Annotated in this window: 18 protein-coding genes; 4 read left to right on the top strand and 14 right to left on the bottom strand. The window is 33.1% G+C overall.

The annotated features are described in order from the left end of the window. Window positions 1-95 precede the first annotated feature (95 nt). The 7 genes from trpC to ACPWTF_RS06435 all read right to left on the bottom strand — a co-directional run bounded on the left by trpC (window position 96) and on the right by ACPWTF_RS06435 (window position 6,749). Window positions 96-881, bottom strand: coding sequence for an indole-3-glycerol phosphate synthase TrpC (gene trpC / locus ACPWTF_RS06465; RefSeq protein ID WP_427874873.1), 786 nt, complete (start codon window positions 879-881; stop codon window positions 96-98). 80 nt (window positions 882-961) lie between these two features. Continuing rightward, complete coding sequence (gene trpD, locus ACPWTF_RS06460; RefSeq protein WP_427874872.1) at window positions 962-1,954, bottom strand: anthranilate phosphoribosyltransferase; 993 nt, start codon at window positions 1,952-1,954, stop codon at window positions 962-964. Between the two features lie 73 nt (window positions 1,955-2,027). Further along, window positions 2,028-2,435, bottom strand: coding sequence for a GNAT family N-acetyltransferase (locus tag ACPWTF_RS06455; RefSeq protein ID WP_427874871.1), 408 nt, complete (start codon window positions 2,433-2,435; stop codon window positions 2,028-2,030). A 128-nt stretch (window positions 2,436-2,563) separates the two neighbouring features. Beyond that, a complete protein-coding gene (locus tag ACPWTF_RS06450; RefSeq protein WP_427874870.1) occupies window positions 2,564-3,130 on the bottom strand; it encodes an anthranilate synthase component II in 567 nt (188 codons plus the stop codon). An 88-nt stretch (window positions 3,131-3,218) separates the two neighbouring features. Further along, complete coding sequence (locus ACPWTF_RS06445) at window positions 3,219-3,662, bottom strand: hypothetical protein (RefSeq protein ID WP_427874869.1); 444 nt, start codon at window positions 3,660-3,662, stop codon at window positions 3,219-3,221. A gap of 106 nt (window positions 3,663-3,768) precedes the next feature. Continuing rightward, window positions 3,769-5,169, bottom strand: a complete 1,401-nt coding sequence (locus ACPWTF_RS06440; protein WP_427874868.1) for an anthranilate synthase component I family protein — start codon at window positions 5,167-5,169, stop codon at window positions 3,769-3,771. A gap of 299 nt (window positions 5,170-5,468) precedes the next feature. Continuing rightward, a complete protein-coding gene (locus tag ACPWTF_RS06435; RefSeq protein ID WP_427874867.1) occupies window positions 5,469-6,749 on the bottom strand; it encodes a hypothetical protein in 1,281 nt (426 codons plus the stop codon). Between the two features lie 228 nt (window positions 6,750-6,977). Here ACPWTF_RS06435 and ACPWTF_RS06430 point away from each other — a divergent pair, with 228 nt between their 5' ends. After that, the gene (locus ACPWTF_RS06430; RefSeq protein WP_427874866.1) at window positions 6,978-7,214 is read left to right on the top strand and encodes a hypothetical protein; all 237 of its coding nucleotides are present in this window, start codon (window positions 6,978-6,980) and stop codon (window positions 7,212-7,214) included. Then, complete coding sequence (locus ACPWTF_RS06425; RefSeq protein WP_427874865.1) at window positions 7,205-7,453, top strand: type II toxin-antitoxin system RelE/ParE family toxin; 249 nt, start codon at window positions 7,205-7,207, stop codon at window positions 7,451-7,453. Before ACPWTF_RS06430 ends, ACPWTF_RS06425 begins: the two co-directional genes overlap by 10 nt. A 143-nt stretch (window positions 7,454-7,596) precedes the next feature. Here the strand turns inward: ACPWTF_RS06425 and ACPWTF_RS06420 are convergent, their stop codons facing one another. From ACPWTF_RS06420 to ACPWTF_RS06390, 7 genes are all read right to left on the bottom strand, one after another. Beyond that, window positions 7,597-8,163, bottom strand: a complete 567-nt coding sequence (locus ACPWTF_RS06420) for a YceI family protein (RefSeq protein WP_095929075.1) — start codon at window positions 8,161-8,163, stop codon at window positions 7,597-7,599. A gap of 39 nt (window positions 8,164-8,202) precedes the next feature. Beyond that, a complete protein-coding gene (locus ACPWTF_RS06415) occupies window positions 8,203-8,835 on the bottom strand; it encodes an NAD(P)H-dependent oxidoreductase (RefSeq protein ID WP_095929074.1) in 633 nt (210 codons plus the stop codon). Between the two features lie 13 nt (window positions 8,836-8,848). Continuing rightward, a complete protein-coding gene (locus ACPWTF_RS06410) occupies window positions 8,849-9,307 on the bottom strand; it encodes a MarR family winged helix-turn-helix transcriptional regulator (RefSeq protein WP_095929073.1) in 459 nt (152 codons plus the stop codon). A 289-nt stretch (window positions 9,308-9,596) separates the two neighbouring features. Then, window positions 9,597-11,174 (bottom strand): FAD-dependent oxidoreductase, encoded by a 1,578-nt coding sequence (locus tag ACPWTF_RS06405; RefSeq protein ID WP_427874864.1) that lies wholly within the window; start codon window positions 11,172-11,174, stop codon window positions 9,597-9,599. Between the two features lie 509 nt (window positions 11,175-11,683). Beyond that, entirely contained in the window at window positions 11,684-12,160 is a 477-nt protein-coding gene (locus ACPWTF_RS06400) for a DUF6691 family protein (protein ID WP_427874863.1), read from the bottom strand. Window positions 12,161-12,170: 10 nt separating this feature from the next. Then, a complete protein-coding gene (locus ACPWTF_RS06395; protein ID WP_427875739.1) occupies window positions 12,171-12,734 on the bottom strand; it encodes a YeeE/YedE family protein in 564 nt (187 codons plus the stop codon). Between the two features lie 159 nt (window positions 12,735-12,893). Then, on the bottom strand, window positions 12,894-14,306 hold the full coding sequence (locus ACPWTF_RS06390) for an MBL fold metallo-hydrolase (RefSeq protein ID WP_427874862.1): 1,413 nt from the start codon (window positions 14,304-14,306) through the stop codon (window positions 12,894-12,896). Window positions 14,307-14,511: 205 nt separating this feature from the next. Between ACPWTF_RS06390 and ACPWTF_RS06385 the strand changes: the two genes are divergently transcribed. Beyond that, window positions 14,512-15,102 (top strand): HD domain-containing protein, encoded by a 591-nt coding sequence (locus ACPWTF_RS06385; protein ID WP_427874861.1) that lies wholly within the window; start codon window positions 14,512-14,514, stop codon window positions 15,100-15,102. Window positions 15,103-15,395: 293 nt separating this feature from the next. After that, window positions 15,396-16,370, top strand: coding sequence for an integrase core domain-containing protein (locus tag ACPWTF_RS06380; protein ID WP_427874255.1), 975 nt, complete (start codon window positions 15,396-15,398; stop codon window positions 16,368-16,370). Window positions 16,371-16,464 lie beyond the last annotated feature (94 nt).

Genomic DNA, 16,464 nt, shown 5'->3' with positions numbered 1-16,464 from the left:
TTTTATTTTTTTTGCCGCGAAGGCGCTAAGACACTAAGTTTTTTTACAAATGAGCACAAATTAAATTTGCGCCTTTGTGACTTTGTGGCAAACGTTTATAGGCCTAGCTTGTTAATAAATTCTGTTGCCGCTTGACCAGCATTATCGGTTTTCATGAAGTTTTCTCCAATTAAGAAACCTTTGTAACCGTAAGGTTTAAGTTCTTGAATGGCTTCAATTGATGAAATACCGCTTTCGGATACTTTTACAAAATCATTCGGAATTTGTGAAGCCAATTCTTTACTGAAATCTAAGCTTACTTCGAATGTTTTTAAGTTTCTGTTATTTACGCCAATCATATCTAAAGTCGGCATAATTGATTTTTCCAGTTCTTCCTGATTATGAACTTCCAACAAAACTTCTAAACCTAAGCTTTTTGCAAATTCAGATAAAGATTTGATTTCTTCAAGAGTTAAAACTGCTGCGATTAACAAAATCAAATCGGCACCATGAGCTTTTGCTTCTAAGATCTGGTATTCGTCTACAATAAATTCTTTTCGCAAAAGCGGAATATTTACCGAAGCTCTAGCCAAAAGTAAATCGTCAAGAGATCCGCCAAAATATTTACCGTCGGTTAAAACTGAAATTCCGCATGCGCCGGCATTCTCATAACCTTTAACTACTTCTTCAACTGTAAAATTATTGTTGATGATTGATTTTGAAGGAGAACGGCGTTTGTGTTCTGTAATAATTCCAGAATTGCTTTCTTTTAATTTCTGACTAAGAGAAATCGTCTGTTTTCCAAAAAAGACTGAAGCTTCTAACTGAGAAACCGGAATGATCGATTTCTTCAAAATCACTTCTTGTTTTTTGTCTATTATTATTTTATCTAAAATATTCATTATTTTGTTTGTTTCAGGTTTCAAGTTTCAGGTTCGTTCCAACAACTTGAAACTTGAAACCTGAAACTTGAAACAATTTTTTACCTGCTTAATTCTTGTAATTTCTGTAATGCTTTTAACCCTCTTCCAGACAATAAACTTTCTTTAGCCAGTTCAAATCCTTCTTTTGGAGAGCATTTCGTAACGGTCGAAATTGCCATTGCAGCATTGGCGCAAACCACATTATTCTGTGCTTCATTTCCTTTTCCAGAAATGATATTCGTGAAAATTTCTGCAGACTCTTCAATTGTTTTTCCTCCTTCAATTTCGGTTTGAGAAAGAAGACGAACACCAAAATCTTCTGGATTCAACATTCCCTCCATATGGTTGGAAATTGTTTTGGTTGGACCAGTTAATGAAATTTCATCATATCCGTCAAGCGAATGTAAGATCGTAAAATTGGTATCTGTATTTTGATATAAATAAGCATACATTCTTGCCAATTCTAAGTTGAAAACTCCAACCAATTGATTTTGTGGAAATGCAGGATTTACCATTGGTCCTAACATATTAAAGAATGTTTTTACTGCCAATTCTTTTCTAATTGGTCCAACATTTTTCATTGCTGGGTGAAATAGGGGAGCATGCAAAACGCAAATTCCAGCCTGATCAATACATTTTTCTAAAAAGGAAGGATCATTACTGAATTTAATTCCCATTTTTTCCATCACGTTGCTAGATCCAGAAATAGATGAAACTCCGTAATTTCCATGTTTTGCAACTTTTATTCCAGCTCCTGCTGATACAAAAGAAGCCAAAGTCGAAATGTTGAAAGTGTCTTTTCCGTCGCCACCCGTTCCGCATAAATCGATGGTATTGTAAGCTGATAAATCAACACGAATGCAAAGATCTAATAAAGCTTCGCGAAAGCCAGAAAGTTCATCAATTGTAATGCTTCGCATCATAAAAACAGTCAAAAATGCCGAAATCTGACTTGGATTGTATTGACCGCTTGAAATATTAATCAATACGTTTTTTGCTTCTTCTTTAGTAAGAACTTCGTGGTTGATTAATTTGTTTAATATAGTTTTCATTTTTTTAAGATTCTAAGTTGCTAAGCTTCTGAGCTACTAAGTTTTTTACTGTTACTGAAATTGAATGCTGTTTTTAATGTTCGTTTCCTTGATAAATCCACATGGGTTCTGTTTTTCCAGCTCTTTCGAAACCATTTTTTTTATAAAAATCAACCGATTTCCCATCTGCCGTTAGCATTTGCATATGAAAGTGACTGTATTTCTCTTGCATTTTATCCAAAATCAATTTTCCAATTCCTTTCCCTTGATATTCAGGAAGTACTAGCAAATGTAGATAATAAACAGTCAAGAATCCATCAGAAATCGCATTCCCAAGTCCAACAAGTTTTTTGCCTTCCCAAGCCGTTACTAATGTTTCCGAATTTAATAATCCGTTGTACAATTCGTTTGGTTTGCTAGCAGAACTCCATTCATTTGCTTTATATAAAACCAAAACATCTTCAATATTGATATCTCGGGTTTCTAAAATTGTTATTTCCATTTTTTAAGGTTTCAAGTTGCTAAGGTTCTGAGATATTATGTTTTTTGTTTCAAGTTTAAGGTTTCAAGTTTTCTGCGACTGAACACTAAAACTCTGAACACTGATCACTAATTACTGAACACTGATCACTAACTCTTAATCCAATTCTCCAAAATCCTTTTTCCGTTTGGTGTAAGAACGCTTTCTGGGTGAAACTGAACGCCTCTCACGTCATAAGTTTTGTGTCTTAAAGACATAATTTGTCCGTTTTCGTCTACCGAAGTTGCTTCTAAATCTTCAGGTAAATTGCTGTCGACAACCCATGAGTGATATCTTCCCACTTCAAATTCTTTTCCTAAACCTTCAAACAAAATTTCGTCGTCTACTAAAGTTTTTACATTTGTAGCAACTCCGTGGTACACTTTATCAAGGTTAGAAAGCGTTCCTCCAAAAACTTCTCCAATGGCTTGTTGCCCTAAACAAACCCCAAGAATACTTTTTGTCGGACTATATTTTTCGATTACTGCTTTTAACAAACCTGCTTCATCTGGAATTCCAGGCCCTGGAGAAAGTAAAATTTTATCAAAAGATGCAATTTCATCAATATCAAATTCGTCGTTTCTGTAAACGGTAACTTCGCAGTTTAAATCTTCTAAATAGTGCACTAAATTGTAAGTGAAACTATCGTAATTGTCTATAACTAAAATCTTTTTCATTTTTTTTAAGGTACTAAGTTGCTAAGATTCTAAGGTTCTAAGTTTCCTAACTTGAAACTTGAAACAAAGAAAACCTGAAACTAAATTTCTATTTTTCTCGAACGTATTTTTCTATAATAACACGATCTACTCCTAATTTTTCTATTTTTTCTACACCTTTCTGAATTAAAGTGTCGTTTTGAACTTTCACAACAAATTCAAATTTGTTGTTTTCCCAATCGCGGTTGTTAAAGAACTCTAAGTTTTCTGTATATATACTGTCTTTTAAAGTATATTTTCCGCCGCCTCCAAAGAACAATGCTACTGTTGAATCTTTTCCATTTTTCAAATCATGATTAAAAAAAGCAAAATGTGTATCGTTAATAATCTTAATCATTTTTGTTTTAGTATTGAAAGTTGAAAAAGTCGAATCTTTCTCAGTTGTTTCAGCTGATATAAGACGCCAGGTTCCTTCAATCGGATTGTGCTTTTTTTCTGAATTACAAGATGTCATCGTAATGATTAAAACTAAAATTGATACTGCTTTTTTCATGGTTTTATATTTTGTGGTTTTATATTTTATGGTTAATTGTTTCAGGTTTCAAGTTTCAAGTTTTCTGCGACTGAACACTAAAACTCTGAAAACTGAACACTGATGACTAAATTTTCTCTGCCATTTCTAGTGCTGTATTTAGTGCTCTTAATTTATTATAAACTTCCTGCATTTCGCTTTCTTCGTCAGAACTTGCTACAATTCCGGCTCCAGCTTGACAATGCAATTGATGATTTTTAGAAAGGAAAGTTCGAATCATAATGGCGTGATTAAAGTTTCCTTCAAAATCCATAACTCCAATTGCGCCTCCATAAAAATTACGATTTGTTTTTTCGCAATCTTCAATTAACTGCATTGCTCTGTGTTTAGGCGCACCGCTCAAAGTTCCTGCTGGGAAAGTGTCTGCTACAACTTGCATTGTAGTTGCTTTGTCGTGCAAATGTCCCGTAACTTTTGAAACTAAGTGTATTACGTGAGAGAAAAACTGTACTTCTCTATATTTTTCTACATTGACATCGTGACCATTTCTGCTTAAATCGTTTCTTGCCAAATCAACAAGCATAACATGCTCGCTATTTTCTTTTTTATCTTCTGAAAGTTCTTTTGCTAAAAGAGCATCGCGTTCGTCATTTCCAGTTCTTTTAAAAGTTCCTGCAATTGGGTGAATTTCGGCTTTTCTATCTTTTACGATAATTTGTGCTTCTGGCGAAGAACCGAATATTTTGAAATCTCCATAATCAAAGAAAAATAAATACGGAGAAGGGTTGATGCTTCTTAAAGCTCTATAAACATTAAATTCATCTCCTTTGAAGCCTTGAGTAAATCGGCGAGAAAGAACTAATTGGAAAACATCTCCACGGTAGCAATGTTTTTTGGCTAAAGCCACATTGGTTTTAAATTCCTCATCGGTTAAGTTAGAGAAACCTTCGCCTTCTTTAGAAAATTTATAAGAAGCTATATTTCTAGATTGTAATAATTGCTCGATTTCTGAAATATTGTTTTTTCCGTCTAGACTATGGCAAAAAATATAAGCTTCATTTTTAAAGTGATTGATTGCAATAATGTTCTGATAAACGGCATAAAAAATATCTGGAATAGAAGTCGCGTTGTCTTTTTTTGCAATAGATATTTTTTCGAAATAACGAACAGCATCGTAAGAAATGTATCCGAATAAACCGTTATTGATGAATTTAAAATCGTTTTTTTCTGATTTAAACTGACTTGAAAATTCCTGAATTACCTGAGGAATATTTGTTGAAGCATCAATATTGATTTTTTCTGAAGTTCCGTCAGGGAAAGTTTTAGAAATAACTTCATTTTCTATTTTGATTGTAGCAATCGGATTGCAGCAGATATAAGAAAAACTGTTGTCATTTCCATGATAATCACTACTTTCTAGTAATAAACTATTTGGGAATTTATCTCTGATTTTGAAATAAATACTTACTGGCGTTACAGTATCTGCCAGAATTTGTTTGTAATGTGTATTAAGAATAAAAGGTTTCAAAATATATAGTTTTATGTTGTTCTGTTAATTTATTTTCAATTTGATCCAAAAAAAAGGGCTTGTCGTGATGACAAGCCCTTTATATTTTATAGTTTTAACAATACCATAGGAAGCTTCGTTCACGACGTCTGACGTAAATTGCTCCACCACCAAGTATTGTTTAAAATTGTTCTCATTTCTTTATTTTGATGTCACAAAGATATAAATGTAATTTTAATTAGAGTACATAAAATTTGAAAAAAATCTTTTCGTATTTGTGAAATTTGTTAAATTTTAATTCAAAGGATCTCTATAACTCCTTAGTTACCACTTGCTACCGTGTTATTTACATTTAGTCTAAAATCTGGATTTCCTTTAATATTTGGAATAGCAAATAGCTCGCTAAGTTTCATTTTTGTATACTCTATTCCGTAAGCTGGGTTACCATAATAATTTTTTATGCCAGGAATATTGCTTCCAGATTCACTTTCAATTTCTCCTTGACAATTGTTTGCAATTACATTTTTAAAAGTGATTTTTGATAGATTAGCTTCACCATTTCCGATATTTCCTTCCAATAAAATAAAAGGAGCAAATCCAGAAACAACACTATTGGTTAAATTGAAATAGGTATTTTCTTTAATGTAAGCAGATTCTCTAACCAAACCTTGATTGTTTTCTTCTAAATTAACCAATGTGATATTGTTGGCATTTATTTTAGTCATTTTTTTAGTCATGTCTGTAGCAGCAACTTTTTCGTATGAATCTACCTCAAAACATCTTGAACCTGAAATATCTGAAGAAAACGGATGGCGAACGGCAATACTATTACTAATGTTAATTTGAGCACCTTGGGTAAAATCAAAATCATCATCTGTTGTTCTAAATGAAACCAAATTGCTCAGATTTAAATCTCCACCATAACATTCGAAAGAATCATCATTCGAAAAGCTAACTTGAACATGACTAACAATTGTTTTTCTTCCAACGCCAGCAAGAGAAAGACCATTTAATTCTTTAGAAGCGCTTAATTTTCTTCCAGCATATTCGATTCTCACGTATTTAATAATTCCCGAGTTATCTTCTGGATCTTGGCCTCCATAGTGATTTAAGGTTGGATTTAAATCGAAAGGCAATGTATGTATACCTCCAAGAGAGTTTATTGGAGCTTTTCCTAAAACAATAATTCCGCCCCAGTCACCTGGTTTTCTATTGTTTATTTCATTTTCAGAAGTAAAAATAATCGGATCGGTTTCTAATCCTTCAGCTATAATTTTAGCTCCATTTGTAATTACAAGAGTTCCGCAGGTTTTATCGTCTCCTCGTATTACAGTACCAGGCTCGATTGTTAAAGTTGCATTATTTGTAACGTACACAACACCAACTAGATGGTAAATATTACGCTTTGACAATCGAGTATCTTTGTCGATTGTTCCCGCAATTATATTGGTTGCTTCGCCATAATCATTAGCAGCTGGTTTAAAGCTCGTCCAGTTAGTCATCCAGTTAGAAGTTCCAACGATTCCTTTTGGTTGTTGTTGAGCTTGTGCGAAAAAGCTGATAATGAAGATTATAGATGCAAAATGTAATTTTGTTTTCATAACTATGATTTTAATTTCTAGTTTTTGATTTTTTTAATTGTCCCAAAAATAGAAGCCGTATGTTAATCAAAGTCCTGATGCTTATTACGAAAGAGTTACTATATTATTAAGAATGTTAAGATTTTGGAAAGAGTTAAAGTATTTTTGGTCATAAATGCCTATTTCAAAATTATTTGCAATTGAATTTTCATTTGAAGATAATTTGTAACTTTGATAAAAATAAAAGAAATGGATTTAGATACTCGAAAAGTGATTTTTATTAGAGACTTTCTTAAACTTGAAAGTGAGAAAGCAATTTCTCAATTTGAGAAACTGTTAAAAAAGGAAATTAAAGCAGATTTAGAATTAAAGCCAATGTCTATTGCTGAATTTCATAAACGAATAGATGCTTCTATAGACGATTCAAAAAATGGAAGAATTACAGATGTTGATGAATTAATTTCTGAAATTGAGAAATGGAGTTGAAAATTTATTGGACTGATTTTGCTAAAGCTGAATTAAAAAAGATTTTTGATTATTATAAGAAGGAAGCTAGTTTAACTGTTGCAAAAAAACTTGTAGTCGGAATTACCAGAGAGACTCTGAAATTAAAACCACACTCAACAAATGCGATAGGACAAAAAGAAGAACTTTTAGAAAGTTACTCTGAAGAGATACGATATTTGGTTTATAAAATTATAAAATTATTTATTGGATTAATTTAAAGAAAAATTCAATTGAAATTTTAGATGTATTTGATACAAAACAAAACCCAATAAAAATTAATAGAAGTACATAAATAAGCAAACCCCAACAGTAAAAAAACTGTTGGGGTTTATTGTATTTCTGAATTAGTAAGCTTGAAATATTAGAATTTTAAAGCTACAGCCAATTCGAATTCGTCATTGATAGTTTTGTCTCCTAAGCCGTCGAAGAAGCTACCTGAACCGTATTTAATATCGTATTTAGTTCTGTCAACTTTGAAAGCAGTTGTAGCAGTGTTTCCTTTTACAGTGATATCGAAAGTTACTGGTTTAGTGATTCCTTTGATAGTTAAGTCTGCAGTTACAGTATAAACGTCAGCAGATTTTGCACCGATAGTTTTGAAAACTAATTTTGAAGTTGGGAATTTGTCAGTTCCGAAGAAATCGTCAGCTTTTAAGTGACCGTTTAATTTTCCTTGGTATTCTCCAGTTAAATCTGTAGAAGTTAATGAAGTCATATCAACTGTAAAGCTTCCTCCAGTTAATTTTTTTCCTTTGAAAACTACAGAACCTTCTTTGAAGTTTACTGTTCCAGAGTGCTCTCCAGTTACTTTTTTACCTACCCATTTAATAGTAGATGCTTTTACGTCGATTTTTTTAGTTTGAGCATTTACTGAGATACTAGCTGCTGCTACGAATAATGCTATTGCAATAGTTTTTAAATTTTTCATGTTTTTTAAAATTAAAATTTGAATTTGATTAATAAATAATTATAGAGTGATAAATAATTCTTCGTGTGATTTTCTAACTTTTTTCTGGTGTTGAGATTTATCCTCATCATGTCTGTAACCTACAGTTGCAATTACAGAAGCATTTAGACCTAATTTGTCAAAACCTAAAATTTCGTTGAAAGAAGCTGCGCTGAAACCTTCCATTGGAGTAGCATCAATTTTTAATTCGGCAGCTGCATTTAATAAGTTTCCTAAAGCTAAATAAGTTTGTTTTGCCGTCCAGATGTGTTTTGCGTCTTCAGATAAATTTGAAATTACACCTTTCATCATATCGCTAAATCCACCTAAAGCTTCAGCAGGAACGCCTCTTACTTCGCTAATATTGTTGATGTATTTGTCAACAGAACCTCCGTCAAGGCTTAAATCATTTGCAAAAATGAATAGGTGAGAAGCATCTGTAATTTGAGTTTGTCCCCAAGCTGCTCCTTTTAATTTTTCTCTTAATTCTGGATTTTCAACAATAACTACTTTATAAGGTTGTAATCCGTATGAAGAAGCACTTAATCTTACTGCTTCTTTTAATGTATTTAAATCAGCATCTGATATCTTTTTTGAAGCATCATATTGTTTGACTGCGTATCTCCAATTTTGATTTTCTAAGAAATTGCTCATAGTTTTTATTATTTTATTTGTTGGTTCTATATTTTTCTAATAATTGATTTAAGAAAACTAATTCTTCTGGTTGTAAATTGTTAGCAAACGTTTGTTCATGCTCATCTACTTTCGGATCTAATTCTTTTAAAACATCTAATCCTTTTTCTGTAATCGAAACTTCAATTTTTCTTCGATTATCAGGACAGACATTTCGAGTTACAAAATCCTTCAGTAATAACTTGTCTACCAAACGTGTTGTGTTGCTTGTTTTAGCAAGCATTCGCTCTTGTATCACGCACATATTAGCAGGTTTTCCTTTTTGTCCTCTTAATATACGCAACACATTATACTGCTCTCCAGATAAATCATACGGTTTAATCAACTCGTTGAAATGATCCTGAATCACATTTTGCGTGTACATGATATTCAGAATAACTTTTTTCGCATTATCCATCTTAACCGTACTCTTAATAACCTCTTCAATTGTCATAGTCGTAAGTGTATAATTTGTATATACAAATGTATAGCTTTTAATAGTTGTATATACAAATATTGTGTTAATTATTTGTTAACATGTTTAATTGCGCTTTTTGCAAGAACTAATAGACTCGTTTTTTGATACTAAAATTAATCTAATTTTTCAATATAACGATCTGATATATTGCGAATTAATGATTTTTTAAAATCAAGAAGCAATTTTGATTTATACTATTTTTTAAATGGCTTTTTGTAAGAAGACTTTAAAACAAAAGTTATTGAAGATAGGCTGAATTTACCGTTTATTGGAATTCCGAGAGAAGAAAACCGTTTGCAATTTGTCTGAAATTGGCAATTTCTGTGTTAATCCAAGCTTCATCATGTTTTAATTCTTTAGCTAGTACTCTTGCTGTTTTCTCAGAAACTTCAATTGCAGCTCTTGCATCTAAGAACAATAAACGAACTCTTCTTGCTAAAATATCATCTACCGTTCTTGCCATTTCATAACGGATAGCCCAAACAATTTCTGCCATCGTAAATTCGTGATCAGGATGCAGTTTTTCTTTTAACTCTTGTTTGCTTTCTTGTAATTCAATTATTTTAGGAATATCAGTACCATATATATAAAGGTGATTTTCTCTATCTAAAGAATTCGTAGATTTATTTCCATGAATGGGAAGATGTTCTGTGCAACATTCCTTTGGAGATAATTTTCTGGTTTTGATTGCTTTATCCATAATATCTTCAGCAATTTTTCTGTACGTTGTCCATTTTCCTCCTGTAATGGTAATTAGCCCCGTTTCTGAAACTATAATTTTATGACTTCTAGAAACTTCTTTGGTGCTTTTACCTTCTTCTTTGGGAGCAGCCAATGGGCGCAATCCTGCAAAAACAGAAAGAACATCTGTTCTTGTGGGTTTCTTGGTTAGAAAACGTTGCGCTGTTTCGAGAACAAATTGAATTTCGCTTTCTAAAGCAATGGGTTCTAAACTTTGTTTTTTAATTAAAGTATCGGTCGTTCCAACTACAACACGATTATGCCACGGAACAGCAAATAAAACTCTTCCGTCTTTTGTTTTTGGAATCATTAAAGCATGATCTCCAGGCAAAAAAGATTTGTCAAATACCAAATGTATTCCCTGACTAGGAACAATGTATTTTTTATAAACATTATCATTGAGCTTCATAATAGCATTTGTAAAAACACCTGTCGCGTTAATTATGGCAGTACCTTTTACATCCTGCTTAATTCCGCTTTCCTGATCTTGAATTTGAACACCAATAACTTGGTTTTTGTCGTCTTTTAGCAAATTGACAACTTTTACATAATTCAAAACACAAGCTCCGTTTTCTACAGCCGTTTGAGCAAGGTTAATTGCTAAACGAGAATCATCAAATTGTCCATCATGATAAATAACGCCATTCACCAATCCATTTTCTTCTACGTTTGGAAGCATTTCAATAGTTTTCTTTTTCGAAAGATATTTAGAACTTCCTAAACTAAGGCAACCGGACAATAAATCGTAAATCTTTAATCCGATGGTATAAAAATAACCGCTAAACCAATGATAATTTGGAATAACAAAGGATTGGTTTTTAACTAAATGATTTGCATTTTGCGCTAATAATCCTCTTTCTTTTAATGCTTCTCTAACTAAATGAACATCGCCTTGAGCCAAATATCTTACACCGCCATGAACCAATTTGGTACTTCTGCTAGAAGTTCCTTTTGCAAAATCTACAGCTTCAAATAATATTGTTTTGTAACCGCGACTTGCAGCATCAATTGCAGTTCCGAGTCCGCTTGCTCCACCACCTATAATTATTACGTCCCATTTTTCAGTATTTTTAAGTTTGGCTAATTGTTCGGAACGATTCATGTTTTGGCTTTAAAAATTTATTTTTAGGGAAATGTTGTTGAAAGCAAACTTAACGAAATGAAATTAAAAATTGATGAAGAAAAAGTTTTTGGTTTGTTTGGTTTTGTTTCAGGTTTCAAGTTTCAAGTTGATTAACATTGAACATATCTAACCGCAAAGTGCGCAAGGTTTTTTTAGGAACAAGACTTTTATAAAGTGCAAAGTTCGCAAAGCTTTGTAAATAAAACTTTGCGAACTTTGCGTATATTTTAGTGTGCTTTGTGAATAATAAAAATTGATAAAGAAAAGGTTTCTGGTTTTTCTTTGTTTCAAGTTTCAGGTTTCAAGTTGATTAACATTGAACATATCTAACCGCAAAGTACGCAAGGTTTTTTTAGGAACAAGACTTTTATAAAGCTCAAAGTTCGCAAAGCTTTGTAAATAAAACTTTGCGAACTTTGCGTATATCTTAGCGTGCTTTGCGGTTAAATCAACCTGAAACTTGAAACAAATTAAACCTGAAACAAATTTTAATGAGGCAGTTTATCCTTAATCAAACCATAAACCCAAGTTCCCGCAATTGCGCTTATTAAAGTCACAACAATTACAGTTGCACCCGTACCGATTTGAGCAAAAAGCGAACCAGGACAAGCTCCAGTAATTGCCCATCCGAAACCGAATAATAATCCGCCATAGATTTGTCCTTTGTTGAAAGTCTTTGGCTGGATTTCGATTTTTTCGCCATCAAGAGTTTTGATATTAAATTTTTTAATCAATTGTACTGAAATTAATCCAACAGCAACAGCACATCCAATTACGCCATACATATGGAACGATTCCAGATTGAACATTTCTTGAATACGAAACCAACTTATGATTTCTGCTTTTACGAATACAATTCCGAAAAAGATTCCAACAATTAGATATTTTAGGTTTGCAAATCCTGTTTCTTTTTTCTGGCTTGCGTTGATTCCTTCGCCGTCTATATTTTTATTTTCTAAACTCATTTTTGAAATTTTAAAGTGAAAGAATATAAGGTAAAATCAAAAGTGCCATTACAAAACCGCCAATCATAAAACAGATTGTTGCTACCAATGATGGCCATTGTAAGTTTGATAATCCCATAATCGCGTGTCCGCTTGTGCATCCGCCAGCGTAACGTGTTCCGAAACCTACTAAAAATCCGCCCACCACAATCATGATAAATCCACGAAGCGTTAATAAACTTTCCCAAGAAAATAATTGCGATGGAACTAAACCAGTGTGGTCAGTAATTCCGTAAGTCGCTAATTTCTCCGATAATTCAGGAGCAATTTCTACAGGATTTGGATTTGATAAAAAGTGAGCCGCAATAAAACCACCGAAAAATATTCCAAGAACGAAGAATAAATTCCAGCTTTCTTTTTTCCAGTCGTATTTAAAAAACGAAATGTTTGCAGGAATACAAGCTGCACAAATATGACGAAGCGAAGAACTAATCCCGAAAGATTTGTTTCCGATAATTAATAAAATTGGAACTGTTAATCCAATCAGCGGGCCAGCAACATACCAAGGCCAAGGTTCTTTAATGATTTCAAGTATACTCATTTACTTTTAAAATTTAGATTTTTTTTATTTTCACCATTAAGATATTAAGTTAATTAAGTTGGAATGCTTAATTTTTCTTAGCCTTCTTTGAAAAGTTTCATTAAGCTCAAAAACTTAATTAACTTAATATCTTAATGGTGAAAAAATTACACGTTATAGTGTTTTGCTTTGACAAACAAAATCCGATTTTGGAACATTGGTTTTAGAAATCGATCCAAAACCGCCTTCAACTTCAGAGAAATTTCTGAAACCTCTTGCTTGAAGGATAGAAGCTGCAATCATACTCCTGTAGCCTCCTGCGCAATGCAAATAAAAATGCTCGTTTGGATCAATGTCTTTTACCCAGTCATTAATATAAGCCAAAGGTTTGCTGTAAGCGTCATCAATATGTTCTGCTGCGTATTCTGTTTCTTTACGGATATCTACGACTTTATCTTCGCCAAATTTAAACTCGTTAGCAAATTGCTCAGCAGTAATTCTGTTAACAGTATCAATCTCAAAACCTTCATTTTGCCAAGCTTCAAAACCGCCTTCCAAATGCCCAATAATTGTATCAAAACCTACACGGCTTAAACGCGTTACAGTTTCTTCTTCCATGCCAGCCGCAGTAACCAGAATAATTGGCTGTTTTACATCGGCAATTAAAGTTCCAACCCACGGCGCAAAATCACCATTGATTCCGATATTGATAGATTGCGGAATAAATCCTTTGCTGAAATCTGCTGCGCTTCTTGTGTCTAGAATTAGAGCGCCAGTTTCTTCAGCAACTGCTTCAAATTCTTTTACATTTATCGCTTTCATTCCGTTGTGTAAAACCGTTTCAAAGCTTTCGTAACCTTGTTTATTCATGGCAACGTTCATGCTGAAGTAGGCTGGAGGAGGCAATAATCCATCCGTTACTTCTTTGATGAATTCTTCTTCGGTCATGTTAGCACGCAAAGCATAATTTGTTGCTTTTTGATTTCCGATTGTTGAAACCGTTTCTTTGCTCATGTTTTTTCCGCAAGCGCTTCCCGCACCGTGCGCAGGATATACAATTACGTCATCAGCCAAAGTCATGATTTTATCTCTTAACGAATGATATAAAATTCCAGCCAATTGATCTTGTGTCATTCCAGCTGCTTTTTGAGCCAAATCAGGGCGGCCAACATCTCCGATAAATAAAGTATCACCAGAAAAAATAGCGTGATCTTTTCCGTTTTCATCAATCAGTAAAAAAGTAGTACTTTCCATGGTATGACCTGGAGTATGTAGTGCTTTAATTGTTATTTTTCCGATTTTGAATTCCTGACCGTCTTTGGCAGAAATGCAGTCAAATTCGCAAGCAGCATTTCGACCGTAAACGATTGGAGCTCCGGTTTCTTTGCTTAAATCAACATGACCTGAAACGAAATCGGCGTGGAAATGCGTTTCAAAAATATATTTCAGTTTAACGCCATCACGCTCTAAACGATCCAGATAAGGCTGAATTTCTCTAAGCGGATCAATAATGGCCGCTTCGCCATTTGAAGTGATATAATATGCACCTTGAGCAAGGCATCCGGTGTAAATTTGTTCTATTTTCATGATAGGTATTGTAAAATGATGGGTTACAAAGGTAACTTTGTTTTTTAAAAAAATAGGTGACTAATGTTACAGAAATTAGGTTTTTGTGTAAAAAAAAGTGGTGTTTGTCATATTCGGTTGAGATAAATTAAATTTAAAGTTGAGCAATTACGCTTTAAGCTTTAATTTTGCATATGACGAATGTCATTTTAAAACAAAAAATAAAATGAACACACAAGACTTATTGGATCAAATTGCTTTTATAAAAGAAATTGACAAAGTAAAATACATTCAGCGCAAGACAAAATTATTCAACAGCGACAGATGTGAAAATGATGCAGAACACAGTTGGCATTTGGCTTTAATGGCAATTGTTTTGGCAGAACATTCCAATGAACCGATTGATGTTTTGAAAGTGGTGAAAATGGTTTTGATACACGATATCGTAGAGATTGACGCAGGAGATGTTTTTATTTATGATACTGTGAAAAGTCATGATAATACAGATGAAGAACGTTTGGCGGCAAATAGAATCTTTGGTTTATTGCCAAAAAGTCAAGCGGAAGAATTAATTGCCATTTGGGAAGAATTTGAAGCCGGAGAAACCAATGAAGCCAAATTTGCAAAATCAATGGACAGATTAGAGCCTTTATTGCAGAACACATCAAACAATGGCGGAACTTGGAAAGAGTTTGGAGTGAAGTACGATAAAGTTTATGAGAAGAAAAGCGTCATTAAAAATGGTTCAGCATCTTTATGGAATTACGCTGAAGGTTTGATTAATGAAAGTGTTGAAAAAGGGATTTTAGAAAAATAATAAAACAGAACCCAAGTAATCAAAATCAAATATAGCCTGCGGTTTCAACCGCAGGAAACGTATTTAGGATTGTGGATTATGAATTGCGTTCCTGCGGTTGAAACCGCGGGCTATGTTTCATACGATATCTATACACAATATTGTCATTTCGACCGAAGGGAGAAATCTTCGTAAGAAGCTCGACAAAGAATGGCTTCTCGTTGCGGAGTTACTTGCGGAGATTTCTCCTTCGTCGAAATTGTAAAGGTTAGATAATTCGGTAACAAAATTTAACTTTAATAAATTTTGTTGCGATGAGAAATAACAGTCAGGATTCGACATTAGAGAGAAACTATTTAGAGAAATATCGTTTTTTAATAAGAGAATACGAGCAGGTAAAAAACAAGACTCATCCAGTGCATAAAAAAGCAATGGATTTTTACACAGCAAATGATACCTGCCGAAAAAGTTTTTTAAAGTATTATAACCGCTATAAGCAAAGTGGTAAGGCTGTAGATTTATTGCCTCAAAAGCGAGGTCCAAAATATAAAACCAGGCGCCCTTTGCCTTTTATAGAGCAAAAAGTAGTTGAATTAAGAGAAAAAGGAAACAACAAATATGAAATTGTTAGTATCTTAAATCCCAAATTAGGAAAACATACACCATCATATTCTGGAGTTTATAATATTTTAAAACGGCATAAAATAAATAGATTAACTCCGAAGATTAAAAAGAATCATCAGAAAATAATCAAAGAAAGAATGGGACAGCTGGGTCATATTGATTGCCATTACTTAAGTAAAAGCATAATTCGCGGAGAAAACAAAAAACTGTATTTAGTCTGTGTAATTGATGATTACAGCCGGATTGCCTGGGCAGAATTGGTTCCCGATATAACCAGTTTAACCGTAATGTTTGCTTCATTAAAATGCTTAAATATTCTAAGCAGCCATTATGAAATAAAATTTGAAGAGTTATTATCTGACAATGGAGCTGAATTTGGAATTAAAACAAGCAAGGTAAAAAATCAGCATCCTTTTGAAAGAATGCTTATGGAACTTGGGATTGTACACAGATACACCAGACCTTACCGTCCGCAGACAAATGGTAAAGTAGAGCGATTTTGGAGAACTCTGGAAGAGGATTTATTACGAGATACTGACTTTGATTCTCAAGAAGAACTAAAAGAGGAACTGCTGCAATATTTATATTATTACAATCATGAAAGACCACATCAGGGAATTGATGGAAAAAAGCCAATTGAAATGATAAATACGTTACCGAAATAAGTAACTTTTACAGAAATGACAAAACAATACGCAAAAAATATATACTAAGAAACTTTGTCAAAGTTCAAAACTTTGACAAAGTTGTAATGACAAG

Source organism: Flavobacterium sp. MMS24-S5, assembly GCF_050320125.1.
Classification (GTDB): domain Bacteria; phylum Bacteroidota; class Bacteroidia; order Flavobacteriales; family Flavobacteriaceae; genus Flavobacterium; species Flavobacterium tyrosinilyticum.
The sequence above is the reverse complement of the archived record's forward strand: the minus strand, read 5'-3'. Positions and strand labels throughout refer to the sequence as shown.